This is a genomic window from Clostridium nigeriense, from assembly GCF_050585245.1.
GTDB classification, from domain to species: Bacteria; Bacillota; Clostridia; order Clostridiales; family Clostridiaceae; genus Clostridium; species Clostridium nigeriense_A.
The window spans coordinates 137,554-163,379 of sequence record NZ_JBNOOF010000002.1 but is presented as its reverse complement, the minus strand read 5'-3'; the positions used below and the strand labels follow the sequence as shown (position 1 = coordinate 163,379).

Here is a 25,826-nt window from a genome sequence, read left to right as displayed (position 1 = left end):
TTACCCTCCTTAATTGAATAACGCACTTGCTACTTCAAACTCCAATTCATCCTTTAATGAACTTACTAAAGCTTCATATGTGTTATTTATTTCTATACCATTACTTTCAAGAATAAATCCGCCTTTAAAATTCCCTATCTTAGGACTTAATTTTATATTCCCCTTATCTCCTAATGATTGATTTAAATCATATATAAAAGTAAGATCAACTAATTCCATTCCTTCTTTATTTAAAATAAGATTTTGTTCTCCTATATTACCTAAAGAAAGTATCGAATTTTTAATAAACCTTAAAAAATCATCTCCAGAAATAGATGCCAATACATCTATACTATTTTCAAATACTTCTTTAATAACTTCTTGTTTTGCAGATAACTTATTATTTCTAACCTTTAGAGAAGCAGAAGATAGTATTCTCTCTTTTCTGTTCTTAGCCTCAACCTCAGCCTTTTTTATAATTTCTTTTTCTAGTTCCTTGGCTTTAGCTATTTTTTTTGAAAGAATCTTATTCTTTTCTTCTTCTGCAGAAGCTAGAATATTATCCTTTCTATCTTCGGCATCCCTAAGGATTTTAGAAGTTAGATTATTTACATTTGCCATAGCCTATTCTCTCCAATCCTAGAATCCTTTGTTTACTAACATAAATGAAATAACGAAACCTAATAATGCATATGTTTCAACCATAGCTGCTAATATTATACCTTTAGTATTATGTTCTTCATTTTTTGCTAATATTTGAATACCTGCTGCTGCAACCTTACCTTGAGCTATACCTGACCAAAGTCCCGCAAAAGCTATTGGAAGACCTGCTGCTAATAAGTATAAGCCTTGCTCAAATGACATACCTGAAGTCATTTTACTAAATATTAAGAAACCTATAACGAAACCGTATAAACCTTGTGTACCTGGTAATAATTGAAGAACTAATGCTTTACCAAACTTCTCTGGTTCTTCTGTAACTAAGCCTGTTGCTGCTTCACCAACTATACCAACACCTTTAGCTGAACCTATACCTGATAAACCAACTGCTAATGCTGCTCCTAGTGCTGCAAATATTAATCCTCCATTGTTTTCTACAAAAAATTGAATCCATGTCATTTCCATTTTTTAATTCCTCCTAATTTCTTTTGATCTTTACATACTTTTCTGAACCCTTAAATGCTTTAAATGGTTTTCCACCACCATCATAAAATTTACCAAAATATTCTACATATTGAAGTCTTGCTGTATGAACATATGCTCCAAGTAAAGATAATCCTAAATTGAATATGTGGAATAGTATAAATAATACTGGTCCTACTATTATTGCTGCCACTCCTGGTAGAGTATTTATTAATAGATTTAATGCACCAGCAATAGAACCACCAGCTAATCCTAAAGCCATAAGTCTTGTATAAGAAACTAAGTCTCCTACATATCCAGTTATACCATATAAAGAATATAACCCTTGACCTGCCTTAGCTCCAAATGACTTTTCAGCTCTTCCTCCTCCAATAACTACAAGTATCATTCCAATTATCATAGTTACCATAAATATTTTACCTAAGAAATTTGGTAGGTTTAAGAAGTTAACTGCGACAATTCCACCAATTGATAATAAAGTTATTATCCAAGAACCTGCATCTAATAAAGCATCTTTCCCTTTGCCTATTTTCGCTAAGCTATATACCTTTATAAATAATCCAAAGAATATTTGAATAACTCCTAGAGCTAATGATAAAGCAACTATTGTCATAACATCTTTATTAGTATCTATTAATTGAGTTGGTAATATTACTAAATCACCAAAGAATGATCCGTAAATCAACCCAAAGAATATTGTTGGAAAACTTAAATAGAAGAAAAATTTAGTGAAATCCTTCATACTGTCACTTAACTTTAAGAATTTTAGAGCTAAAAATGAGCCTATTAATACTAATAAACCATATCCTGCATCTGCAACCATCATACCAAAGAATATTAGATAAAATGGTGTAAGAAGTGGTGTTGGATCTATTTCATTATATTTTGGATAACTATACATACCTGTAACACTTTCAAATGCAGAAACTAACTCTCCATTTTTTAATTTTATAGGTACATCATCAATCTCCTCTTCCTTTACATCTTCAAACTCCATATAATAATCATCATTAAGAAGATTATCACAAATTGTTTTAAGTTCATCACTATCAGCATCCGCTATCCACCCTTGAATAGCACAAACATTCTTAGTCTTTAAAAAATTTTTAGATGCCTTATTTCTTTCAACTTTACTCGCAAAGTAATCATAAGCTAATTCTAATTTTCTTAAGTCCTCTTCAAAATTTGAAATTTCTTCTTTAACAAAAAACTTTTTAGATTTAGTTTCTTCTATTTGGTGTTTAAAGTCTAGAATTAATTTTAATGCGACATCTTTATGTTCAGTTTTAAAAGCGCTAAATCCTATGCTTCTAAGAGTTTCAGAAATACTTTCATCATATTCCTTATTAGCTAAAATTAGTATATTAATATCATTGGTTCCTCTTGATATGATTTCAATATACGCATTTGATAATTCCTGAATTAACATATCTTCATATGACTTAGCTATAGTTCCTAAATAATAAGATGTATTCTTTAATGTCTTAAGTTCACTAAAAGGTACATCTAAATTTTGCCAAGGTGTTAAAATATCTATTTCAGCTTGCAACTTTGTTACTTGTGAATCTAACTTAGCTAATTGCTCTTCTTTTTCCTTTGCCTTATCATAACTAGCTGTCCAGTTAAAAGACTTAACTTTTTCCTCTAATTCATCTAAAGTTAAAGCTAATTTTTCTTCTCGTAATGCTTTTAATCCAGACTTTGTTGGAACATATTTATTTAAAAATTCTACTCCAAATTTAGCTTTTGATAAGTCTTCTTCATATTTAGAACTTTCTAAATTAGCATCATCCTTATATAATTGCTTTAAATCTTCATATTTTTTAAGAAAATCATCATCTTGTAAGTTAATAAACTCAACGCTAGATAATCCTTGAATTCTCTTTAAGATTTTTTGCTTCTTAGATTCAAAGGTAAGCAGAGTGAACTTCTTCATCTTAACTATTGCCATGAATCTTCACTATCCTCTCAACGATTAAATTAATAGCATTATTTTTTTTATCATCAGAAACATTTTTTATTTCTTGTACTTCCTTTTCACCTTTTTCTAATATCGGTGCTGCTTCAAAATTCCCTTCTTCTACTGCCTTTTTAAGTATTTCCTCTTTTCTTAAATCAGCTGATTTTAAAATTTCATTATATTCTTTTTCAGCTTCAATGTTTGCATTCTTAATTATTTCCTTTGATTTAATTGTAGCTTCTTGAATTAAGTTTTCAGCTTCATCTTCAGCTTTTTTAATGTCCTTTATTGCTTCTAATGCCAAAATCTCACCACCTTTATTATATTAATTAAAATTATAGTAATTAATACTTTATATAGTATTAATTACTTCATATTATATTCTATTATACACAATCTACTGTTTTTTTCAATAGATTTATCATTCCTTTAATTAAACAACTATTAACTTTTATCGCTTATAATTGTTTTCTTAACACTTTTTTTATTTAATTTACACTTTGTTAATATTGTTCCAGCTCAATATTAATATGCTTTATATCACCACCGTATCCAAATAAATAATAATCCTTTTCCTTAATTATTAATGAATTCTTAGTAAATTCATTAATATTTATATTAAAAGACTCTAAATAATACTCTCTAAATGAATACTTATCTCTTAACCTTTCTTTTATTTTTTCTTCCTCCTCTTTATCTATATTTCTATTAATAAAATCAGGCATTCCTCTTTTCTTATTGAATCTTAAATAATCAAATTTTAAAATTTCTTTTAAAATAAAATTATCTTCTTTTAATATTTCCATATTAAAATCTAAAAATACTTTATAGTACTCATTATTTCCTATATTCCTATTAAAGTATCCCTTTTTCTCAAAGTAAGCTCCTAATTCATAATAAAAATCAAATGGTGTTTCAAACTTATTTACTAAATATTTTATTATGTTACTAAACTTTTGAGAGTTATAATACTTATCAACCATTTCTTCAACTTTTTTTAACTTTAAAAGTTCGTCATAACTTATATCATTAGTTTTTAAAATTTCGTATGGTGGATATGGAGAATACTTCATTCCATAATCCTCAGCTTCTTCTCTCATTGATGATCCTCTTAGTAACTTTAAAAATCCTAACTGTATTTCTTCAGGCTCTATGCTATACACATCATTAAATGATTTTTTAAAAGAATTATAGTCTTCTCCCGGAAGTCCTGCTATAAGGTCTAAATGTTGTTTTATATTTCTTATTTGAAGAAGTTCATCTACTTTTTCTTTTATATCACTAAAATTTACAAATCTATTTATTCTATTTAAAACATCATCATTTGTAGTTTGAACTCCAACTTCAAATTGAAATCTATCCTTTGGTGCTTTCCTTAATAATTCCAGTTCTGCTGACTTTAATATATCTGCAGATATTTCAAAATGAAATTGAGTATTAGTATCCTGATTAATTAAAAACTCCCATATAGCCATTGTAAACTTATGATTACAATTGAAAGTTCTATCTACAAATTTAACAAGTCTAACTTCTTTATCTATGAAATACTTTAATTCTCTCTTTACCCTTTCAACCTCAAGAAACCTAACTCCATGAATAGTTGATGATAGACAATACTTACAATTGAATGGACATCCTCTTGAAGCTTCATAATATACAATTTTATTATCTAAATTTTCATCTTTCTCATAAGGAAATACTATTTCATTCATATTCATTAATGGTCTTTTCCCATTAAAAGCTATATCTTCATTAGATTTATAATATAATCCCCTAATAGAATTAATATTTCTTTCGCCTAATTTATATTCTACGAACTCTCTATAAGTCTTTTCTCCTTCACCCTCTATGATATATTCTCCATTAAGCTCCTTAAGTATATTTTGGCTATCATAAGAAACCTCAGGTCCTCCATAAAGGATTTCTATGTCTTCATCTACTAGCTTAATTAAATTCGAAAGCCTTTTAATCATTTCAATATTCCAAATATAAGTAGAAAAGGCTACCACATTAGGCCTTTCCATAATTATCTCCTCTAATATCTTTTCCTCTCTATCATTTATGGAAAACTCTCTAATTTTGCATTCATAATTCATATCCTTTGTAAATGCTTTTAAATATCTAACAGCTAAATTGCTATGTACAAATTTAGAGTTTATAGCTGTAAGTAAAATTTTCATAAGTATTTTCTCCCTTCAAACTTAAACTTATATTTTTCTTCCCCTAATGAAGTGAATATCCTCCCATAACTTAGTTTCTTCTATTTTATAATATTTTTCAAGGAGTTTTTCATTTTCTTCCATATTTGATTTTATTATTGGGTTTAAATTCTTAAATTCAAACTCTTTTAAATTTCCTGATGGCAACACTGCCACTATTTTATTATTTATCATATCTCTTACTTCTTTATTTATATCCCATATAAATAATTCTCCCCCAGTTTTAATATATTTACTTACCTCTTCAATTAATTTTAATCTGCTTGAGGAGTTCCACATTCTGCTTAGGCAGAAAAACATTGTACAAGTATCATATTCTCCCTCTTTCAAAATATCATTATTATCTCCATTTACATAGTCAACTGATATTTCGTCCATTATTTCTTTTGATATATTATAAATAACACCAAAGCTTTCACCAACATCTAGTATATTCCCTTTTAATTTCACATCTGATAAATTTAATACTATAGTTTTTCCCATCTCACCTTACCTCCATATTACATAAGTTATATTACATTTATATTTACTTAACTATAAATTTATTAATACTTTTTATATTTATATTTAAATTTCTTATTAATCATATTTATTTACATTTTAGAATAGATATAAGTGTATTGATTGGGGGTGAAAAATTTGAAAGAAGATAGCTTTCTGAAAAATTCTGTCCTGCTAACAGCATCTAATATAACCACTGGAATATTAGGATTTATTTTCTCAATTTACTTATCAAAACTTATAGGGCCTGTTGGAATTGGTCTATATGGCTTAGTAATGCCTATTTATAATCTTTTTATATGTTTGATGACTGCTGGAATAATAGCTGCTATTTCTAAAGTTTCAGCTATATATAAAGTCAAAAGACAATATAATAATATAAGTAAGACAATAAAATCAGTTGCTAGCTTTAATGTAATATGGTCTATTGCCATAGGAATAATGGTATTTTTTTTAGCTCCTTACATAAGTAAATATGGTATCCATGATATGAGAACTGTTAATGCTATTAGAATAACTTGCCCAGCAATGGTATTTATAGCTTTATCAAATATTTTAAAAGGATACTTTTTCGGAGTTTCAAAAATAGTTGTCCCATCCTTTATAGATATTTTAGAAAAAGCTATGCGTATAATTACAATAACATTATTAATTATCTTTTTTAAAGCTAATTCTATTACAGCTCTTGTAACATTAGCATACTTATCATTAGCTATTGGAGAACTACAAAGTTTAATATTGTTATTTATATACTACAAAAATCTTTCTAAGAAGACTCCTTCTTCGGCAGATAAACCCGAAAGAGCTTCACAATTACTATTTAACGTTTTAATTATAGCTTTACCATTATGTATAAATGGTTTTTTAGGAAATTTATTTGGGACAGCTTCAACTCTTTTAGTTCCAAGAAGATTAGCATCTGCTGGATTTGATGCTTCTACTGCTTTAGGTATGATTGGAAAGTTTACTGGTATGGCATTAACTATAGTTACTTTTCCTATGATAGTTATTATGTCTATAAACTCTCTAATAGTTCCAGATTTATCTGAAACTATTAGTAGAAGGGATTATTATAATGCCTCCCTAAGAATAAAAAAAGTTATGAAAATAGCATTTCTCTTAGGGCTTGCTACTACAGTAGTTTGTAACTTGATTCCTACATCTTTAGGACAAATGTTCTATAGTAGAGATGATTTAGGTGCCTATATTAAAATAGCATCCTTAAGTGCTCCTATCTTCTTTACCTCGAGTACTATGTTTGGAATATTAAACGGTTTAAATAAACAAAGTATAATACTTAGAAACTCCTTAATAGTCTCAGCAATAGAAATTGTATGTCTATATATATTCATTGGGATTCCAGGAGTTAATATAATGGGATATGGAATAACTTTATTCATAAGCTCTAGCATAAGTTTATTTATAAATCTTAGAGAAGTTCAAAAACATATATATTTAAATTTATCAAAAAGCAATATAATTATTTTTACATTGCTCTCAATATTAATATTTATGATTTTAAGGGGACTTACAACCAATATCCTTAATAATTTTATAACTATTAGAAATATCGCTTTAATACTAATAACCTTCTCTATATTTATAATCTTAAGCTTCTTTGGAATAGAAGAAGATTAATTAAATACATATTATCTTACTTGTTCCGTCGCAAGCTCCAAGTCACCGTAAGATAGTATGTATTTAATCCTATACTAAAGGTATAAATTAAGCTAAAGCTTAATTTAATAATATAATATTTATTTCCTTCTAAAAGAAAAGAAATCTAACTAATAGTCAGATTTCTTTTCTTTATTGACTCTATTTTCAATATAAAATACTATTTATTATTTATGTAATATCTTTTTTTCTAAAGCAATTCTTTTCTAAGACTTCTTGGTAAAAACTTATATACCTTAGGTGATATTAAGTCTAAGTCTTTTCTTCTAATTCCTCCAAAGTATATCATAGAATATAGATAAATAACTCCTCCTATAGCAATTAATAATATAGTTGCTATTGCAATTATAGCCCTTCCTCCACCTAAAGCTTCTGCTACCTTAATTATTGGAAATTTAGCAACTAGTATTACTATAGTCATTAATAAAGAACAAATAGTTGGTACAATTGCTTGCTTAACTATTGGAATATTAACTTTAAAGAATTCTTTTATTTTTCTATGATTTATTATTGTTGGAATAATATATGATACAAATGTTGCAATTACCGCCCCAATTATGTTAATACTTGGAATAGAAACTAATAAAAGATTTATAATTATTTTCGCTAGCAGTCCAAGACTTGCTGATACAATAATTAAATATAACTTATTAATTCCTTGTAAAATAACATTTTGTATAGTCGTTATTGACATAAATATTAATAATGCAGAACCATACATAAGTAAATTATATCCCGAAGAAGAACCAAGTAAAAATCTATATATTTCTTTACTTAATATTGCTAAACCAAACGTAGCTGGCATTACTATTATATACATCATTCTAAAGGAATAACTAGTTTGTTGCTTTAATTCCTTTTTATTTTTATAAACAAATGCCTGTATAATCTTCGGAAATATTGATGTTCCAAGAGCTGTTACAATAGCAAGAGGTACATATACAAGAGTTTTATAATAAGATAAAACTGCCCTTAAATCATTTATCTCAACTTTTGAAAAACCTGCTGTTGCTAGACTTGTTCCTAAAGTTATGCTATCTATAACACCTGCAAAATTTTGAACTGCTGCCACTAAAGTTATAGGAATAGCGTACATAAATATCTTTTTAACTATCCTCTTATCAGAAACTCTTTTTCTGCTTGGATCATGATTCCTTTCAGCCTCTTCTGCATAATCTTTCTTATTATATATATATATAATATATATAATTGCAATAATAGCTCCAAGAGAAGTTCCTACAGTTCCTCCAGCACTTCCCCATTCTAAACTCCCCGTAACCCAAATTAATAAAGCTGCAAAAACAAGGCTTAGAACTACATTTATTAATTGCTCAATTATTTGAGAAATAGCCAAGGACTCCATTTCTTCAACCCCTTGCATATATCCTCTATAAGCTGCCAAAATAGCTGCAAAGATTATCGCAGGGCCTAAGAACATAAAAGTTAATGCAGATTGCTCTGCATTAATTATCTTTGAAAAAGGAAATGCTAAAGCCATAAATATACCTGAAACTGCTATACTTATAACTGCTAAATATCTTATTGCTAGTTTCATTGCTCTTAAGGCATCTTTGTGATTCCCCATTGCTCTAAGCTCAGTTACAACCTTAGTTACTGCAGGTTGTGCTCCTAAACTTGTTACAGCAATTAAAAATACAAATATATCATAACCTGCTACATATATTCCATAGCCTGTTTGCCCTAAAACACCTTTTAATAAAGGAACATATATTGCTGATAATAATTTACCAGCAATACCCGCTATTGATAATATTAAAAAACCACGTCCGGCTGATTTTTGCTCCATAATAATCACCTTTTATTATATTTTAAACTTAAATACATCATTTTTTATCTTTTTAAATACTGGTGGTAAGCTTTCTGTTATTGTCTTATTATTTAAATAGCTTAATTTATCTTGTGTATCTCTAAAAATTAATTTATATGCATATAAGAATTGACAATCTAATCCGAACTTATTAGCAAAAAATGAATTTAGTTTTTTATCTCCATATTTGTTATCACCAATTATAGGCGTACCTAAATGAGATAGATGAGCTCTTATTTGATGGCTTCTTCCTGTAATTAAATCTATTTCTAAAAATGAATATGCTCCATTAGTTTTTAAAGTTTTAACTTTCATTGCTATTTCCTTAGAATTTGGAATCTTTTCATCATATATTTTAGAAATATTAGCTTCTTCATTTTTAAGGATATATCCTTTATATAGCCCATCTTTAATTTTACCCTTAACTAAGGTATTATAGTACTTCTCAACATTGCCTTCTCTTATTAATTCATTTACGCATCTTAACGATTCAAAATTCTTACCAAATATAACTATTCCTGAAGTATTTCTATCCAATCTATTACACGGTGCTGGAGTAAAAGTTACTTCATTTTCAGGTAAATAATCACCTTTCTCATTTAAATATGATAATACATAATCAGTTAAGCTTGGTTCTTTTCCTTTTTCATCTGGATGCACTAGAATATTAGGCCATTTTTCAACTATTAATATATTAGCATCTTCATAAGTTATCTTCATTCCTCTAGCATTTACCTTAATGAATTTTTCCTCTGGTTTTTCTTTAGTACTTTGTATATATTTAATTTCAACAACATCATCTACTTGAAGTGTATAATTTTCTTTTTGCTTTTTACCATTAACTCTTACATCACCTTTTCTTAAGGCTTTAAATATTTTACTTAAAGGAACATCCTTTAATAGTTTTCTTAAAAATTTGTCTAATCTTTGACCCGCTTCATTTGTTCCTATTTCTATTCTCAAAGTAATCACTCCTAGTTTCTATATTCTAAACTATTTTCCCCATTCTACTAGAGTAATATTATTTTAGCTTCTTGTCAAATATTCAAATACCATTTGACACTGCATTGCTACTCCAAGCGGTAAACAATTCTCATCTATATCAAACAAATTGCTATGAGCTGGGTAAATAATATTTTTTTCCTTATTACCTGAACCTAAAAAATAAAATACTGATGGTCTTTCATTTGCAAAATAAGCAAAACTTTCTACTCCCATTTTAGGGTTCTTCTGAAGTAATACATTATCACTTTCTAGAATCTTTTCTGCTCCAGTTTTAAATAATTCTACCATATCATCATCATTATAAAGATTTGGATAAGACTCCTCTATCTCTATTTCAGCAGTTGCCCTAAAAGATTTGCATATTCCATCAACTATTTCAGTTAATCTTTCCTTTGCAAAAGTTCTATCCTCTTTGCTCATAGTTCTAATTATTCCACTTATTATTACCTCTTCTGGTATTATATTTTGAGCTGTTCCCCCATTAATAGTTCCAACTGTTACTACAGCTGGATTAGAAGTATTTATTTCTCTACTTACTATAGTTTGTAAAGCCAACACAACATGACTTGCTATAACTACAGGATCTACAGTAGTATGGGGATAGGCTCCATGTCCACCTGATCCTTTGATTTTTATAGTAAATGGATTTGATGCTGCATTTACTACTCCATCCTTTATCATAATAGTTCCACATTCTAAAGTTTCCTCTACATGAAGCCCACAAACACAATCTACTCTAGGATTTTCTAAAACTCCATCTTCAATCATAAATCTAGCTCCACCGATAGTCTCTTCAGCTGGCTCAAATAGTAGTTTTACATTTCCATTAAATAAATGTTTATTTTTATTTAATATTTTAGCTGCCCCTAATAAAATTGTAGTATGAGCGTCATGTCCACATGCATGCATTCTTCCTTCAACTTTTGAAGTATAAGCACAAACTTTTTTATCTAAGATGGGTAGTCCATCAATATCTCCTCTTAAAGCTATAGTCTTATTAACTATATCCTTACTTTCTTTAGTTCCTTTTATAATTCCACATACACCCGTGCTGGCCACTTTTCTGAATTCAATACCTTCATTTTTCAAAAAGTTCTTTATAAATTTAGAAGTTTCATATTCTTCCATACCTAACTCTGGATGTTCATGTAAGATTCTTCTTATTTTTATTAATTCATCTTTTATGCTTATTGCTTCATTCTTAAAATTCATATTTTTGCCCCCTTAAGAATTTCTAAGATTTTTTATTCAATTTTTTCATATTGACTTAACAGATTCATACTAAATATATATGAAACTATTCTGTAATATATTATATTGTCAAAATTTCTCCTTTTATTGCCATAATAAGATTATACAGCCTATTAATAAATTAGTGAACAATTACTTATCTATTGAAATAATATTATTTTCCATTAAAACCCTTAAAGAAAAACTTTTATTTATTCCATCTCCAAAATCTAATTTTATTACATCTTTATTTATCTCAATAACCTTTCCCCTACCATATGCCTTATGAATTATAATATCACCGTCCTTAATTCCATAATCTTCACTAACTTCTATTTCTTTAAATCCACCTTCTAAAACAAATCTCGATGTGTCTTTAAATTTACCTCTTTGAGTTTTAGGTGAAAAAATATATAAATTATCTATAGCCCTTGTAATTCCAACATAAAACAATCTTCTTTCCTCTTCAATATTTTCATCTATAGATGATTTATGTGGAATTGTTTCTTCACAGGTATTTATTAAAAATACATTTTTAAATTCCATACCCTTAACCCCATGAATAGTACTTAATATTACTCCTTCTTTTTTATCTTTACTCTCGTTAATTTTTTCTTTAACTTCTTCAACATGTGAAAGTAATTCTATAATAGTCCTTAGTCCATCTGCTGCACTTTTAAACTCTTCAACTATATCTTCAAGATCATCTAAACTTTGATTATATCTTTCAGCATATTCTCTTAAATAGTCTATATATCCTAATTCAGATATAACATATTGTATTGCAGAAGATAATGATAACTTGTTTAAATGAATAATATCCTTTCTTAGTTCATCTATCTTTTTTGCTTGATATGGAGGAGTGTCTTTTTTATCAATTAAAATGTCAAAAGGACATTTATCCTCTCTATAAGTTCTTACATACTCTAAATTACTCTTACTAACATACCTAAATGGCCTATTAATTATATGTAAGAAACTCTCCCTATCTTTTATATTTATAGCTAACCTTAAATAGGCTAACATATCCTTACAAATAAAATGCTCAAAAAAATTATAGCCTTTATCTAAAAGTACAAAGGGGATTTTTCTTCTTGTAAATGTATCTATCATACTTCTTGCTTCCATATTGGTTCTATATAAAACTGCATTTTCAGTAAAGTTATATTTAGATTTTTCAATTATACTTGATATCTCTTCTCCTTGAATTCTTTCATCATGAGGAGATGAAAACTTTATTAATCCAGTAGTAATTTTATTTGCTTTAATTAATTTAGAATTTCTATTTAAATTATTTTTAATAACTTCCTTTGAAGCTTCTACTATATTTTCATTACTTCTATAATTTATAGATAAATAAATTTTCTTACCTCCACTAAAAATATTATGGAATGTAACCATATATTCAGGCTTAGATCCTCTAAAACTATAAATACACTGATCTTCATCTCCAACTGCAAATAAAGAATTATTTTCATTCATCATTTTCAAAAATGAAATTTGCAATTCATCACAATCTTGAAACTCATCTACAAGCACATACTTAAATAAATTTAAATACTTATTTAAAATTGATTTATTTTCTTTAAATAAAGTGATTACCTTAATTGATAAGTCATCAAAATCCCAAAGTCCATTTTTACTCTTATATTCCTCATACTTCTCATATGCCTCTATAAATATATCCTTAGATAAAGTTGGCTTAAACTCCTCTATAGCTTTCAATGATGTTTTATAAAATGATATATTGTTTAATACTTCTTTTATTTTATCTTCACTAACTTCATCAGAATACTTTGCTAAAACTGCCTTAATAATTCTATGAGCTATTCCACCTTCTATTATAGATATATTATATCCTTCTCTTAATAGAATTTTATAAAACAACCCATGGAATGTTCCAAAAAACGGAGCATTCTCTCTATTGAATACATTTTTATACCTACTCCTCATATTATCTGCTGCAGCTCTAGTAAAGGTAATTACAATTATATTGCCAATTTTAATATTTAGTTCTGTTACTAAATAATTAACTCTATTTATAATAACAGTAGTTTTTCCAGATCCAGGTGCTGCTACCACTAATACATTTTTATCATTTATATATACTGCTTCCTTTTGATAATTATCTAAACTAACTTTCATAGTCTCTCCTCTTTATCTTGTATTATTGACTTTTTGTACTATAAATAACTATATTGTAATAATTTATTTATAGAGGTACAATAGAAATATATTTTATAAATCAATTCCTTTATGATTTTTATAAGGATATTTATTTAAGAGGAGAAAAACATGGAAAACTTAATTAGATTCGATGTCACTAACGAACGTAACCTTACTATGTTAGTTGACTTTTATGAATTAACTATGGCAAATGGTTATTTCAATAAGGAAATTCAAAATAAAATAGCATACTTTGATATGTATTTTAGAAGAGTTCCTGATGGTGGTGGATACTGTATTATGGCAGGTGTTGAGCAATTAATTCAGTATTTAAACAACTTAAACTTTACAAATTCAGATATAGATTATTTAAAAAATAAAAATATTTTTTCAGAAGAATTCTTAGATTATCTAAAAAACTTTAAATTTGAATGTGATGTTTGGGCTATACCAGAAGGTAATTTCGTATTTCCAAATCAACCATTAGTGATAGTTAGAGGCCCTGTTGTTCAAGCTCAATTTATTGAAACTATGATTTTACTTACAATAAATCACCAAACATTAATTGCAACTAAAGCAAATAGAATATGTAGAGCTGCTGCTGGAAGAACTGTAATGGAGTTTGGTTCTCGTAGAGCTCAAGGTTATGACGGTGCAATATATGGAGCAAGAGCATCTATAATAGGAGGATGTGATTCCACAGCTTGTACTATAGCTGATAAATATTTTAGTGTTCCTGCGGTTGGTACCATGGCTCATAGCTGGGTTCAATTATTTGATACTGAATATGAAGCTTTTAAAGCTTGGGCAGAAGTATATCCAGATAACTGTTCATTACTTATAGATACTTATAATGTTCTAAAATCTGGCTTACCAAATGCAATAAAGGTATTTGATGAAATATTGAAACCTCTTGGCAAAAGACCTACTGGTGTTAGAATAGATTCTGGAGACATAACTTACTTAACTAAAAAATGTAGAAAAATTCTTGATGCAGCTGGCTATTCAGACTGTAAGATAATAATTTCTAACTCGTTAGATGAACATATTATTAGAGATGTTTTAAATCAAGGTGCTTGTATAGATTCCTTTGGAGTTGGAGAAAGATTAATAACAGCTAAATCTGAACCAGTTTTTGGTGGAGTATATAAACTTGTAGCAGTTGAAAATAACGATAAAATAGTTCCTAAAATTAAAATCAGTGAAAATACTGAAAAAATAACTAATCCAGGTTTTAAGAAAATCTATAGAGTTTATGATAATGAAACACATAATGCTGTAGCAGATCTAATTGCCTTAAATCATGAGGTTATAGATGAATCAAAACCTCTTGAAATCTTCCATCCAATTGAAACATGGAAGAGAAAGACTGTTACAAATTATTACGTTAAAGAATTAATGGTTAAGATCTTTGATAAAGGAAAGCAAGTTTATGAAAGTCCTTCAGTTTTAGATATAAAAGAATTTTCTCATAATGAAAGCTTAAAAATGTGGCCAGAAATTTTAAGATTTGAAAATCCACATACTTACTATGTAGATCTATCTCAAGAATTATGGAACTTGAAGCAAAACTTACTTCATAAGGTAATAAGATAAAAATAAGAAATACTGTATTGCTGAAAACATGGTAAAATCCAAATTAATAGCAATATATTGTTTTGTACTAAAAAAGTATTAAAATATCATATCTAGGTTCCGTCGCTTCGCTCCAAGTCACCTTGCTATGATATTTTAATACTTCAAAACTGAAGGATGGAAATTATAAAAAGTTATTAACAGGCTAACATCTTTATAATTTTCTAAAGAGTAAAAAAGGCTTTTAGGAATTAACCTAAATACTAATTCCTAAAAGCCTTTTTCTTATGTTTTAATAATTTATAACCCTATCATCCTCATCACTATTTAAATATCTATCTTGAGAATAAAACAAATCATCATTTAAACTCTCTTTAAAAGATATATTATTTCCTGATATTGAAAAATCCTTAAAAGGACAAATTCCACTTTCATTGCTTATCGTATGCATTGGACAATCGCTATAACAATTAACCTTTTCTTTATTAGTTGACCAAAATGGACACTTACCCATACTCTTACCTCCATACCCCAATAGTTGAAAACGAAATCAAAATTTTCTTATATTATATTACATATTATTGTTAATTTAAAGTATTAACCACTTCTTTTTGTATGACAAATATCGACTTAATTTATTTTTGTATTTAATAAATATTTATTTCTTGTATATTTAGTATCTTTTCTCAATCATTAGACATATTTTTTACAATAATTTTAAATATTTATTTCAAACAAAATTTTGAATATTAGTAAAAAAAGATAAAAGAGGACTATGTCCTCTTTTATCTTTTACAACGACTGCTATTTTTAACTACTGAAATATTTATTATTTCATTAGTAAATGCTTTAAGTAAAGCTTTTTCTAAAACCATTTCATGATCAAAGTTTTCTATATCTCTACATTCAGCAAATACTTTGTTTAATTCCCCATCTACATTTCTATATGTTAATGTTACATATGGCTTATCATATTCTACATTAACTATTTTTAATCCCCAAGAAATTTGAGCATATTCACCATCTGTTGTTAATTTAGTTAATTCTCTTAGCTTTACCTTTTCTTCAGAAGGATCGCTAATTACAATTAATTCATCTCCAACTTTATATTTTCCCATATAAATTCCTCCTTAATAAAATAAATTCTATCTTTATTATATATTATTACATAAATCTATGATATTATAATTTTAGTTAATTTTAATTTTCCCACTTGTTAATTTATTAACAACTTTTATATAAGTATAATATCATATGATAAATCATATTACAAGTATTTTAAGTAAAACATATATTGTATAGTAAAATCATTCCTAATTAATATTTATTATTTATTACTATTAATTACTATAAAATATATATTGACACTTAACACTATTTATTATATAATTGTGATAACAATAGAAAAGGATGGTGCATTATGGAAAATATAACTTCTATCTTCAGAGAAAAGAAATTAAAACTTACTCCTCAAAGATTAGCAGTTTATAAGTATTTAATGAGTACAGAAGAACATCCTTCTGCAGAGATTATATATAAATCACTTCAACCTGAGTATCCTACTATGAGTTTAGCTACAGTATATAAGGCTCTAAAAACTTTAGTAGAGGTTGGATTAGTTCAAGAGATTAATGTTGGAGAAGGAAATTTCAGATATGATGCTAATCAGAACGAACATGCTCATATCCAGTGTATAAACTGTAGTAAGGTTTCTGATTTGGAAAATATTTCATTTTCTACTCTTAATCATACTGCTGAGGAGTGCTCAGATTACAGAGTTTTATCAAATAGAATTTTCTTTTATGGATTATGCAAAAACTGCAAATAATAAACAAGCTAGGAGTTTAATTAATTTCTAGCTTATTTTCTTTATAATTTGAAAGGCCGCTATTTTAGCGGCCTAAAAGGGGGATGGGGGGGTTTTAGCTTAAACGAAGATTACTCTACGTTTGCTATAGGAGAATACTTCTCCGGTACAGTTATAGTATTAACTCTGCTATCTTTTTTTATACACTTATTTTTCATTTAAAATATCCTTTATTATATGCCTCAATAACTTTATCTATAAAAGTTGCTTTTTTATAATCAACTATACTTTTTATAGCTATTAACATTTGTATGTTCTCATCATCTTCAAGAAAATCTTCTTCAATAAAATCCTCTTTATTTTCACTATTAACTTCTTCATCAAAACTTTCTTTTTCAATATGTGCATTATTATCTCCAGAATTAAACACTCCATTATTACTATCTTGCATATTTATATTTCCTAATCCTAGATTATTCATCATTCCTTGTAATGGTCCAAAATTAAACTCATTTCTATTAGGCTGATTGTTATTTCCTTGATTTAAGTTAAAATTATTTAAATCTAAGCCATCTATCTTCATAGATGACAGCATATTTCCAATTTGATTAAAGTCTACATTGCCTCCTAATAGACTCATAAGCTGTGCTGGATTTATACCAAAAGGTACGTTATTCCCTAGGTTATTAGAAGTATCACTACTTCTTCTTTCATCCCTACGCCTTCTCTTTCTTTTAGACATTAAGGCTCCTCCCATTATATTTCTGTTGCTTTATTATATGTAAAAAAATTATTTTTGCTTATAATTTAGAGCATTTTTTTGGAGGGCATAGCCCTCCATCCTCTATACTATTATTAGTAGCCGTCTCCGCCGAATATATTTCCGAAACAACCTCCACATAGTAAGAATAATAATATTATTAGAACTGAGCAGTTACTATTCAATAAACCAGAACCACATGCTATTAATAAGAATATAATTGGTGTAATGCAACTATTTAATCCACCAAATATATTTCCAGTTCCACAGCAAGAATTTCCTACTGGTTCACAGCACATCGGCTCGCAGCACATTGGCTCGCAGCAGCAATTATCATATTTTTTTTCACGGCAATGTTTTTTCTTTGACATGATCTTCTCTCCTTTCTAATTTATATTAGCAGAATCCGCCAAGTAAATTTCCACATCCAAAGTTTCCACAGTTTCCAAAATTCGAACCATTACAAAGGAATAGAATTACTAATAAGAATAGATAAGGTGTACAATTACCTAATCCTCCACCATATCCTCCGTCATATCCATCGCAACAGTCAACTTCTTTACAACAGCAATCGCGTTTACGCTCCTTCTTACAGCAACACATTTTTCTTCCTCTATTACCACCAAATCCGCCGCCGAATCCGCCGCTGTAGAATAGGATTAATAAGATCCAAATCCAACTTCCACCAAAGCCAAATCCACCGTTATTACATGGTGCAATTGTTTGAGGTGGACAGTTAGGTGCAATATCATCATTACATCCACATGAATTTAAACCATTTAGAATTTCATTCATTTCCATAACTTACTCCTCCTTGGGATTTTTAGTTTTTTTTGTTTTATACTATATGATATTCCCTCGAATAATAATTGCCACTGTTTTTTATTGTAATATTATAAAATTTTTAATCAAAAAGGAGCTGTGTACTAATTATTTAGTACACAGCTCCTTATACTATTCATTTTCAACTAATGGTGCAAAAAGCTTATCAATTAATTCATCTTTTCCTTTTTTATTCACTGAAGAAAAGAAATATAATGTATCTTCTTTAGTTAATTTTAAAGTATCTCTAATTATCTTCTCGCTTTTTCTTAATTCATTATTAGATAATTTATCACTTTTTGTAGCTATAATTACCTCATCATATCCATAAAATTTAATCCATTCATGCATTTGTATATCATCTGCAGTTGGTTTATGTCTTGAATCTACTAATAATACTACCCTTTTTAATTCACTACGTCCACTTAAATAAGTTTCAATTGTATTACCCCAACTAGCTTTTTCAGTTTTAGATACCTTTGCATATCCATACCCAGGTAAATCAACTAAATAAAATTCATCATTATTAATTACAAAAAAATTAATAAGTCTAGTTTTTCCAGGGGTCTGACTTACTTTAGCTAACTTTCTTCTATTAGTTAAAGCATTAATAATAGAACTTTTTCCAACATTTGAACGACCTACAAAAGCAATTTCTGAAAGCCCAGTTGTAGGATATTGATCTTTTTTAACCGCAGATGTAACAAAATCCGAATTTTTAATTTTATACAATAGTATCAACTCCAATTATAGCTTTATTTAATACCTCATTAACATGATCAACTGCAATAATATTAAGCTTATTTTTAACCACATCAGGTATCTTATTTATATCTTTTTCATTTTCCTTAGGAATTATAATAGTATCAATTCCTGCTCTATAGGCTGCTATAGACTTTTCTTTCAATCCTCCTATAGCTAAAACCCTTCCAGTTAATGTAACTTCTCCAGTCATAGCAACATTGCTTCTAACTTTCTTATTAGTTAATGCAGAGACTATTGAAGTTATTATTGTAACACCAGCTGAAGGTCCATCCTTTTTAATAGCTCCTTCAGGAAAGTGTATATGAATATCAGTATTTTTATAAAAATCTTCTTTTATTCCATATTTACTTGCATTTGCTCTTACAAATCCGAAAGCTATCTTAGCAGATTCTTGCATCACATCTCCAAGCTGACCAGTTAATGTTAACTTTCCAGTACCTTTCATAGTTACTGATTCAACTGGTAATGTATCTCCACCAGCAGCTGTCCATGCCATTCCTTTAACTACACCAACTCTATCTTCTTTATCTTTAACATCAAATGTAAAAATTTTATTTCCTAAATACTTTTCTAATCTATTCGCATTTATAGAAATAGACTTTTTATTATTTTTAATCATTTCTGTTATAGATTTTCTTATAATTTTCCCTAGTACTCTTTCTAAACTTCTTACTCCTGCTTCTCTTGTGTAAGAGTTTATAACTTCCTTAATAGCAGCTTCGGATATCTTAAACTGACCTTCTTCTAACTTATGATCCTTTAATAATTTCGGTATTAAATATCCCTTTGCAATATGATATTTTTCTTCATAAGTGTATCCTGATACTTCTATTATTTCCATTCTATCTAGAAGTGGTGCAGGTATTGTATCTAAAGAATTTGCAGTAGTTATAAATAAAACCTTAGATAAATCCATATCTAATTCTAAATAGTGATCTCTAAATGTATTATTTTGTTCACTATCTAAAACTTCTAAAAGGGCATCAGCAACATTTCCTCTATTATCATATCCAAGCTTATCTATTTCATCTAATAATACAAGTGGGTTATTAACCTTAGCTTCTTTTAATGCATATGCTAATCTTCCTGGAATAGCACCAACATAAGTTTTTCTATGTCCTCTTATTTCAGCTTCATCTCTAACACCACCAAGTGACATTCTTGTATATTTTCTATTTGTTGCATGTGCTATTGATTTAGCTATAGAAGTTTTACCTACTCCAGGAGGACCAACTAAACATAATATAGGTCCCTTTAAGCTATTTGTATATTGTTTAACTGCTAAGTATTCAATAATTCTTTCTTTTACTTCTTCTAATCCATAATGTTCTTTATCTAGAATTTCTTCAGCTTCTTTTATATCAAAGTTATCCTTTGTTGATTTACTCCAAGGAATATCTAATATCCAATCTAAGTAAGTTCTTATTACATTACTTTCTGAACCTTGACCTGCTGCAGCTCTTAATCTATTTAGCTCACTATCAGCTTTTTCTCTAACATATTTAGGTAACTTAGCTTTCTTTATTCTTTCCTCATATTTAGCAATTTCCCTCTTATCTTCATCGTCTTCTCCGATTTCTTCTTGAAGGACTCTGATTTGCTCTCTTATATAATATTCTCTTTGTGATTTATCAACACTTTCCTTAAGCTTCTTTCCTATTTTTCTTTCAACATTTAATATGTCTATTTCCTTTTCCATAATTACTAACAGTTTTTCGATTCTCTTAATACAATCTATTTCTTGAAGAATTTCTTGTTTCTTTTCTTCATCTACAATTACATAAGAAGCTACTACATCTGTAAGCTCACTATAATTCTCTATAGTATCAAATATAGAAACAACATTATTTCTCATGTTTCCAGAAGCCTTAATATATTTACTAAAGTTCTCCCTTAATAATTTTACATATGCCTCTATATCTTCATACTTATCATTAGAAGCTTCTTCTATTTTCTCTACTTCTGCTTCTAAGTATTCATCCTTAATATTTAAGCCTGTTAATCTACCTCTATCTATTCCTTCTACTAATACTCTTATAACATCATTCGGTAACTTTATTATTTGCTTTATTGTACATATAGTTCCAATTTCATATATATCTTCAAATTTAGGCTCTTCAATTTCATAATCCTTTTGAGTTGATAAGAAAATCTCAGTTTGATTTTCCATTGCTATCTCTATAGCCTCTCTAGATTTTTCTCTTCCTACATCAAAGTGTATTATCATATTAGGAAAGATACTAATTCCTCTTAAAGGAATTAAAGGCAGAGTCATAAAACTTTCACTCATTATTCCCATCCTCCTTATTTTAATTGTATAACTTTATTAGTATACACATAAAATTATTATTTTTCAATCTATTTTAGACTCATATATTTAAGCTTATTTCATTAATAGATAATAATTATTATATACTAATTATACATAGTTTTTACTAATATTATAATACATAGATAAAATTTAGCAATGAAAATCAAATAAAATTTTTATTTATTGAAGAAAATAGAAAAAATCTGTTGTATAACAACAGATTCTCAATGTTACTCCTCAGATTTTGCTGATAATATATCCAGATTATTATTTATTACTATATTCTCTCCCAAACTTTCTTTATAAATTGATTCATCTATTACTTCTTTTAAATTTTTAACTGCTACAACTTTAATACCTTCTAAATTAGCAAAACTTTCTTTCCAATTTTCAATAGGTATTATAACTTTATTAGCTCCTGCTTTTTTTGCTGCAGATATCTTAGCATTAACTCCCCCAATTGCCTTTACTTCTCCTAATAAGCTTATCTCACCTGTCATTGCTACCTTATTACTAATTTTCAATTTATTTATAGCACTATATATAGCAGTAGCAATAGTTACCCCTGCTGATGGTCCATCTACTGGCATTCCTCCAGGAATATTTATATGTATATCATAATTTTCACACTCTAAATCAAATATATTGTTCAACACTGTAAATACATTTTGAATTGATGAATAAGCTGTACTCTTTCTTTTAATTTTTCTATTACTACTACTTATTTCTTCTTCTTCAACAATTCCTGTAACTTTCAAGTTACCTGATCTATGACTAACTTGTTTTGCTGTTGCTTCTATTTCCATTAATATTCCTATATTAGCACCATGGACAGCCAATCCATTAACTAATCCAACTTCCGGCTTTTCTTTAATCTTTTTATCCGGTATTTGTGTATAGTTACCATTTTCTATTACCCATTGAATATCATCTATATCAATATCAGTTCTATCTTCATTTATAGCAACCCCAGATGAAAGTTGAACTAAATTAACTACATCTCTACCATTAGTACAATATTGGGATAACAAATTTAAAGATTCCTCATCTATACTTAATCCAACTTTAGAGGCAGCATTTTTAGCAATAATTTTAATTTCATCTGTATGAAGAGCTCTAAAGAATATTTCAACACATCTGGATCTTATGGCCGGAACTATTTCTTCCGGGCTTCTAGTAGTTGCTCCGATTAATCTAAAATCCGCTGGTAATCCATTATCAAAAATTTCTCTTATATAATCAGGCATATTAGGATTTTCACTGCTATAATATGCACTATCTAAAAATACTTTTCTATCTTCTAATACCTTTAATAATTTATTTAATTCTATATGGTGTAATTCACCTATTTCATCCATAAATAAAATCCCACCATGAGCCTTTGTTACAGCTCCTGGTTTTGGCTGAGGAATACCCGCTACTCCTAAGGATCCAGCCCCTTGATATATTGGATCATGAACTGAACCAATTAAAGGATCTGCAATCCCTCTTTCATCAAATCTAATAGTAGTTGCATCTATTTCTATAAATTTTGCATCTTGTTTAAAAGGTGATTTATTAGACTTCTTAGCTTCTTCTAAAACTAATCTTGCTGCTGCAGTTTTCCCTACCCCTGGAGGTCCATATATTATAACATGTTGTGGATTAGGACCACATAAAGCAGCCTTAAGAGCTTTAATTCCTTCCTCTTGACCTATAATCTCATCAAAACTAGTTGGTCTACTTTTCTCAGTTAATGGTTGAGTTAATTGAACACTTCTCATCTTTCTTAACTTATCCATTTCCTTTATATTTTCTCTTTCAATCACAACCTTATTAGCGTTATGCCCCTTATTGTTATTAACCATATAGTAAATAAAGAGTAACATAGTTATTATTTGTAATATCACTAATATTTCAGTCATATCCTTTGCATTAACTTTTTAAAGTAAATGCGTCCTCCCTTCTTTTTAGTCATATAAATATTATTAACTTAATGCAAATTAAATATTCTATAAAAAAAGGGTAAATTTCCATGATTTATCTTTAAAATAAAAAAAAATAAAAACATCTTAAAGTTAAAAATAACAATAAGATGTTTCTATATTAAGCAGTTTCAATGCCTTTTCTTTTTTTCACTTTTTTAGCTTTTAATTGTGGTCTTACTTCACCTTCTGGCAGCCTAACTACTTCTGGATTCTTCTTTTCAGATATACAATCTTCGTTAATAATAACTTTAGATATAGCTTCATCTGATGGAATATCAAACATAACTTCTGTCATCAATTCCTCAACTATAGATCTCAATCCTCTTGCGCCAGTTTTTCTTTTTATAGCTTCATCTGCTATAGCCTTTAAAGAGTCAGATGTGAAACTTAATTCAACATTATCCATTTCAAATAATTTTCTATATTGTTTCACTAATGCATTTTTAGGTTGAGTTAGTATATTTATTAATGCATCACTATCTAAAGATTCTAAAGTTACAACAACTGGTAATCTACCTACAAATTCAGGTATAAGCCCAAATTTTAATAAATCTCCAGGCATTATATCTTGAAGTAATTTACCAACGTCTTTAGTATGCTTAGAAGATATATTAGCTCCAAATCCAATAGAACTCTTTTCAGTTCTCTTTTCAATTATTTTATCTATTCCATCAAAGGCTCCACCGCAAATAAATAATATATTTGAAGTATTTATTTGTAAGAACTCTTGATGAGGATGCTTTCTTCCACCTTGTGGTGGAACTGAAGCAGTAGTTCCTTCAAGTATCTTTAATAATGCTTGTTGAACTCCTTCTCCTGATACATCTCTTGTAATAGATGGATTCTCTGATTTTCTTGCAATCTTATCTATTTCATCTATATAAATAATTCCTTTTTCTGCTCTTTCTATATCATAATCAGCATTTTGTATTAGCTTTAATAATATATTTTCTACGTCTTCACCTACATATCCAGCTTCAGTTAATGTTGTAGCATCGGCAATGGCAAAAGGAACATTCAAAAATTTAGCCAATGTTTGAGCTAGTAAAGTTTTTCCTGATCCTGTTGGACCTAATAATAAGATATTACTTTTTTGAAGCTCAATTTCATCATCTACTAAATTTGAATTTATTCTTTTATAGTGATTATAAACTGCAACAGATAAAGACTTTTTAGCCTTTTCTTGACCTATTACATATTGATCTAAATAATTCTTTATTTCATTTGGTTTAGGTACACTTGTTGTGTCTAATTCAATACTATCTTCAAATTCATCTGCGATTATTTCTGAACAAAGATCTATACATTCATCACAAATATATACTCCTGGACCAGCTATTAATCTTTTAACTTGCTCTTGATTTTTGCCACAAAAAGAGCATTTTAATTGTTTCTTTTCATCATATTTAGCCATAAATTCACCTCACTTAGGTTTAGATAGAACTATTTTTCGTCACTACCTTTTTCATTTTTAGTAATTACTTTATCTACTAACCCATAATTCATAGCTTCATCTGCTGACATAAAGTAATCTCTTTCAACGTCTGCCTTAATTTTTTCTAATGGTTGATTAGTATTTTCACTTAAAATCTTATTTAAAGATTCTTTAATCTTTAATATTCTTTTAGCGTGAATATCAAAATCAGTTGCTTGGCCTTGGAAACCACCTAATGGCTGATGAATCATAATTTCACTATTTGGTAATGCAAATCTCTTTCCTTTTGCTCCAGATGAAAGTAAGAATGACCCCATTGATGCTGCCATACCTATACATATAGTTGAAACATCTGGTTTAATATATTGCATTGTATCATAAATAGCCATACCTGAAGTTATTGATCCTCCTGGACTATTTATGTATAAATAAATATCTTTATCTGGATCTTCACTTTCTAAAAATAATAGCTGTGCAACTACTAAGTTAGATACAGTATCATTAATTTCTCCACTTAGCATTATTATTCTATCTTTTAATAATCTTGAAAAAATATCGTAAGATCTTTCTCCCCTACTAGTTTGTTCTACTACCATAGGAACTAAACTCATTTCTATTCCCTCCTTCTCTATAATTTACCTTCTTTTATAATATATCCATATTATTAAAAAACTAA

The 25,826-nt window shown here is 28.2% G+C and carries 23 protein-coding genes; 3 read left to right on the top strand and 20 right to left on the bottom strand.

Features of this window, described 5'->3' with window-relative positions; translation table 11 throughout:
- Nucleotides 1–9 precede the first annotated feature (9 nt).
- The 6 genes from ACQPUY_RS04145 to ACQPUY_RS04120 form a co-directional block, all read right to left on the bottom strand.
- Nucleotides 10–600: a V-type ATP synthase subunit E gene (locus ACQPUY_RS04145; RefSeq protein WP_430839664.1), complete on the bottom strand. Its 591-nt coding sequence runs from the start codon at nt 598–600 to the stop codon at nt 10–12.
- 18 nt (nt 601–618) lie between these two features.
- Complete coding sequence (locus ACQPUY_RS04140) at nt 619–1,104, bottom strand: V-type ATP synthase subunit K (RefSeq protein WP_430839663.1); 486 nt, start codon at nt 1,102–1,104, stop codon at nt 619–621.
- Between the two features lie 13 nt (nt 1,105–1,117).
- Nucleotides 1,118–3,073: a V-type ATP synthase subunit I gene (locus tag ACQPUY_RS04135; protein WP_430839662.1), complete on the bottom strand. Its 1,956-nt coding sequence runs from the start codon at nt 3,071–3,073 to the stop codon at nt 1,118–1,120.
- Complete coding sequence (locus ACQPUY_RS04130; protein WP_430839661.1) at nt 3,060–3,386, bottom strand: ATPase; 327 nt, start codon at nt 3,384–3,386, stop codon at nt 3,060–3,062. The genes ACQPUY_RS04135 and ACQPUY_RS04130 overlap by 14 nt, the downstream gene beginning before the upstream one ends.
- 199 nt (nt 3,387–3,585) lie before the next feature.
- Nucleotides 3,586–5,262: a B12-binding domain-containing radical SAM protein gene (locus tag ACQPUY_RS04125; protein WP_430839660.1), complete on the bottom strand. Its 1,677-nt coding sequence runs from the start codon at nt 5,260–5,262 to the stop codon at nt 3,586–3,588.
- 27 nt (nt 5,263–5,289) lie between these two features.
- Complete coding sequence (locus ACQPUY_RS04120) at nt 5,290–5,784, bottom strand: hypothetical protein (RefSeq protein WP_430839659.1); 495 nt, start codon at nt 5,782–5,784, stop codon at nt 5,290–5,292.
- A 156-nt stretch (nt 5,785–5,940) separates the two neighbouring features.
- Between ACQPUY_RS04120 and spoVB the strand changes: the two genes are divergently transcribed.
- Complete coding sequence (gene spoVB, locus ACQPUY_RS04115; protein ID WP_430839658.1) at nt 5,941–7,440, top strand: stage V sporulation protein B; 1,500 nt, start codon at nt 5,941–5,943, stop codon at nt 7,438–7,440.
- A gap of 229 nt (nt 7,441–7,669) precedes the next feature.
- Here spoVB and ACQPUY_RS04110 read toward each other — a convergent pair whose 3' ends face one another.
- The 4 genes from ACQPUY_RS04110 to ACQPUY_RS04095 form a co-directional block, all read right to left on the bottom strand.
- Nucleotides 7,670–9,286: a putative polysaccharide biosynthesis protein gene (locus ACQPUY_RS04110; RefSeq protein ID WP_430839657.1), complete on the bottom strand. Its 1,617-nt coding sequence runs from the start codon at nt 9,284–9,286 to the stop codon at nt 7,670–7,672.
- 15 nt (nt 9,287–9,301) lie between these two features.
- Nucleotides 9,302–10,270 (bottom strand): RluA family pseudouridine synthase, encoded by a 969-nt coding sequence (locus tag ACQPUY_RS04105; protein ID WP_430839656.1) that lies wholly within the window; start codon nt 10,268–10,270, stop codon nt 9,302–9,304.
- Between the two features lie 63 nt (nt 10,271–10,333).
- Entirely contained in the window at nt 10,334–11,524 is a 1,191-nt protein-coding gene (locus tag ACQPUY_RS04100; RefSeq protein WP_430839655.1) for a M20 metallopeptidase family protein, read from the bottom strand.
- A 171-nt stretch (nt 11,525–11,695) separates the two neighbouring features.
- Nucleotides 11,696–13,687 carry an ATP-dependent helicase gene (locus tag ACQPUY_RS04095; RefSeq protein WP_430839654.1) on the bottom strand — a complete coding sequence of 664 codons (1,992 nt, stop codon included), beginning with the start codon at nt 13,685–13,687 and terminating at the stop codon, nt 11,696–11,698.
- A gap of 150 nt (nt 13,688–13,837) precedes the next feature.
- On the opposite strand from ACQPUY_RS04095, the gene ACQPUY_RS04090 reads away from it, so the two are divergent.
- Nucleotides 13,838–15,304, top strand: a complete 1,467-nt coding sequence (locus ACQPUY_RS04090) for a nicotinate phosphoribosyltransferase (protein ID WP_430839653.1) — start codon at nt 13,838–13,840, stop codon at nt 15,302–15,304.
- A gap of 271 nt (nt 15,305–15,575) precedes the next feature.
- Here the strand turns inward: ACQPUY_RS04090 and ACQPUY_RS04085 are convergent, their stop codons facing one another.
- Both ACQPUY_RS04085 and ACQPUY_RS04080 read right to left on the bottom strand, forming a co-directional pair.
- Nucleotides 15,576–15,797 (bottom strand): hypothetical protein, encoded by a 222-nt coding sequence (locus tag ACQPUY_RS04085; protein WP_430839652.1) that lies wholly within the window; start codon nt 15,795–15,797, stop codon nt 15,576–15,578.
- A gap of 271 nt (nt 15,798–16,068) precedes the next feature.
- Complete coding sequence (locus tag ACQPUY_RS04080; RefSeq protein WP_430839651.1) at nt 16,069–16,401, bottom strand: hypothetical protein; 333 nt, start codon at nt 16,399–16,401, stop codon at nt 16,069–16,071.
- A gap of 302 nt (nt 16,402–16,703) precedes the next feature.
- Here ACQPUY_RS04080 and ACQPUY_RS04075 point away from each other — a divergent pair, with 302 nt between their 5' ends.
- Nucleotides 16,704–17,111: a Fur family transcriptional regulator gene (locus tag ACQPUY_RS04075; protein WP_430839650.1), complete on the top strand. Its 408-nt coding sequence runs from the start codon at nt 16,704–16,706 to the stop codon at nt 17,109–17,111.
- A 193-nt stretch (nt 17,112–17,304) separates the two neighbouring features.
- On the opposite strand, the gene ACQPUY_RS04070 is transcribed toward ACQPUY_RS04075, so the two are convergent.
- From ACQPUY_RS04070 to clpP, 8 genes are all read right to left on the bottom strand, one after another.
- Complete coding sequence (locus ACQPUY_RS04070) at nt 17,305–17,832, bottom strand: hypothetical protein (protein WP_430839649.1); 528 nt, start codon at nt 17,830–17,832, stop codon at nt 17,305–17,307.
- Nucleotides 17,833–17,945: 113 nt separating this feature from the next.
- Nucleotides 17,946–18,221, bottom strand: a complete 276-nt coding sequence (locus tag ACQPUY_RS04065) for a hypothetical protein (protein WP_430839648.1) — start codon at nt 18,219–18,221, stop codon at nt 17,946–17,948.
- Nucleotides 18,222–18,246: 25 nt separating this feature from the next.
- Nucleotides 18,247–18,651 (bottom strand): hypothetical protein, encoded by a 405-nt coding sequence (locus ACQPUY_RS04060; RefSeq protein WP_430839647.1) that lies wholly within the window; start codon nt 18,649–18,651, stop codon nt 18,247–18,249.
- A gap of 153 nt (nt 18,652–18,804) precedes the next feature.
- Nucleotides 18,805–19,404: a ribosome biogenesis GTP-binding protein YihA/YsxC gene (gene yihA / locus ACQPUY_RS04055; RefSeq protein WP_430839646.1), complete on the bottom strand. Its 600-nt coding sequence runs from the start codon at nt 19,402–19,404 to the stop codon at nt 18,805–18,807.
- A complete protein-coding gene (gene lon, locus ACQPUY_RS04050; RefSeq protein WP_430839645.1) occupies nt 19,397–21,727 on the bottom strand; it encodes an endopeptidase La in 2,331 nt (776 codons plus the stop codon). The genes yihA and lon overlap by 8 nt, the downstream gene beginning before the upstream one ends.
- 251 nt (nt 21,728–21,978) lie before the next feature.
- A complete protein-coding gene (lonB, locus tag ACQPUY_RS04045) occupies nt 21,979–23,652 on the bottom strand; it encodes an ATP-dependent protease LonB (RefSeq protein WP_430839644.1) in 1,674 nt (557 codons plus the stop codon).
- A 181-nt stretch (nt 23,653–23,833) separates the two neighbouring features.
- Nucleotides 23,834–25,129: an ATP-dependent Clp protease ATP-binding subunit ClpX gene (clpX, locus tag ACQPUY_RS04040; RefSeq protein ID WP_430839643.1), complete on the bottom strand. Its 1,296-nt coding sequence runs from the start codon at nt 25,127–25,129 to the stop codon at nt 23,834–23,836.
- Nucleotides 25,130–25,158: 29 nt separating this feature from the next.
- Complete coding sequence (clpP, locus tag ACQPUY_RS04035) at nt 25,159–25,761, bottom strand: ATP-dependent Clp endopeptidase proteolytic subunit ClpP (protein WP_430839642.1); 603 nt, start codon at nt 25,759–25,761, stop codon at nt 25,159–25,161.
- Nucleotides 25,762–25,826 lie beyond the last annotated feature (65 nt).

Bases quoted from the DNA above. Each gene is read 5' to 3' on its own strand.
- ACQPUY_RS04145 (WP_430839664.1), bottom strand. From the start codon at position 600: ATGGCAAATGTAAATAATCTAACTTCTAAAATCCTTAGGGATGCCGAA.
- ACQPUY_RS04140 (WP_430839663.1), bottom strand. From the start codon at position 1,104: ATGGAAATGACATGGATTCAATTTTTTGTAGAAAACAATGGAGGATTA.
- ACQPUY_RS04135 (WP_430839662.1), bottom strand. From the start codon at position 3,073: ATGGCAATAGTTAAGATGAAGAAGTTCACTCTGCTTACCTTTGAATCT.
- ACQPUY_RS04125 (WP_430839660.1), bottom strand. From the start codon at position 5,262: ATGAAAATTTTACTTACAGCTATAAACTCTAAATTTGTACATAGCAAT.
- ACQPUY_RS04120 (WP_430839659.1), bottom strand. From the start codon at position 5,784: ATGGGAAAAACTATAGTATTAAATTTATCAGATGTGAAATTAAAAGGG.
- ACQPUY_RS04110 (WP_430839657.1), bottom strand. From the start codon at position 9,286: ATGGAGCAAAAATCAGCCGGACGTGGTTTTTTAATATTATCAATAGCG.
- ACQPUY_RS04100 (WP_430839655.1), bottom strand. From the start codon at position 11,524: ATGAATTTTAAGAATGAAGCAATAAGCATAAAAGATGAATTAATAAAA.
- ACQPUY_RS04095 (WP_430839654.1), bottom strand. From the start codon at position 13,687: ATGAAAGTTAGTTTAGATAATTATCAAAAGGAAGCAGTATATATAAAT.
- ACQPUY_RS04090 (WP_430839653.1), top strand. From the start codon at position 13,838: ATGGAAAACTTAATTAGATTCGATGTCACTAACGAACGTAACCTTACT.
- ACQPUY_RS04085 (WP_430839652.1), bottom strand. From the start codon at position 15,797: ATGGGTAAGTGTCCATTTTGGTCAACTAATAAAGAAAAGGTTAATTGT.
- ACQPUY_RS04080 (WP_430839651.1), bottom strand. From the start codon at position 16,401: ATGGGAAAATATAAAGTTGGAGATGAATTAATTGTAATTAGCGATCCT.
- ACQPUY_RS04075 (WP_430839650.1), top strand. From the start codon at position 16,704: ATGGAAAATATAACTTCTATCTTCAGAGAAAAGAAATTAAAACTTACT.
- ACQPUY_RS04070 (WP_430839649.1), bottom strand. From the start codon at position 17,832: ATGTCTAAAAGAAAGAGAAGGCGTAGGGATGAAAGAAGAAGTAGTGAT.
- ACQPUY_RS04065 (WP_430839648.1), bottom strand. From the start codon at position 18,221: ATGTCAAAGAAAAAACATTGCCGTGAAAAAAAATATGATAATTGCTGC.
- ACQPUY_RS04060 (WP_430839647.1), bottom strand. From the start codon at position 18,651: ATGGAAATGAATGAAATTCTAAATGGTTTAAATTCATGTGGATGTAAT.
- lon (WP_430839645.1), bottom strand. From the start codon at position 21,727: ATGAGTGAAAGTTTTATGACTCTGCCTTTAATTCCTTTAAGAGGAATT.
- lonB (WP_430839644.1), bottom strand. From the start codon at position 23,652: ATGACTGAAATATTAGTGATATTACAAATAATAACTATGTTACTCTTT.
- clpX (WP_430839643.1), bottom strand. From the start codon at position 25,129: ATGGCTAAATATGATGAAAAGAAACAATTAAAATGCTCTTTTTGTGGC.
- clpP (WP_430839642.1), bottom strand. From the start codon at position 25,761: ATGAGTTTAGTTCCTATGGTAGTAGAACAAACTAGTAGGGGAGAAAGA.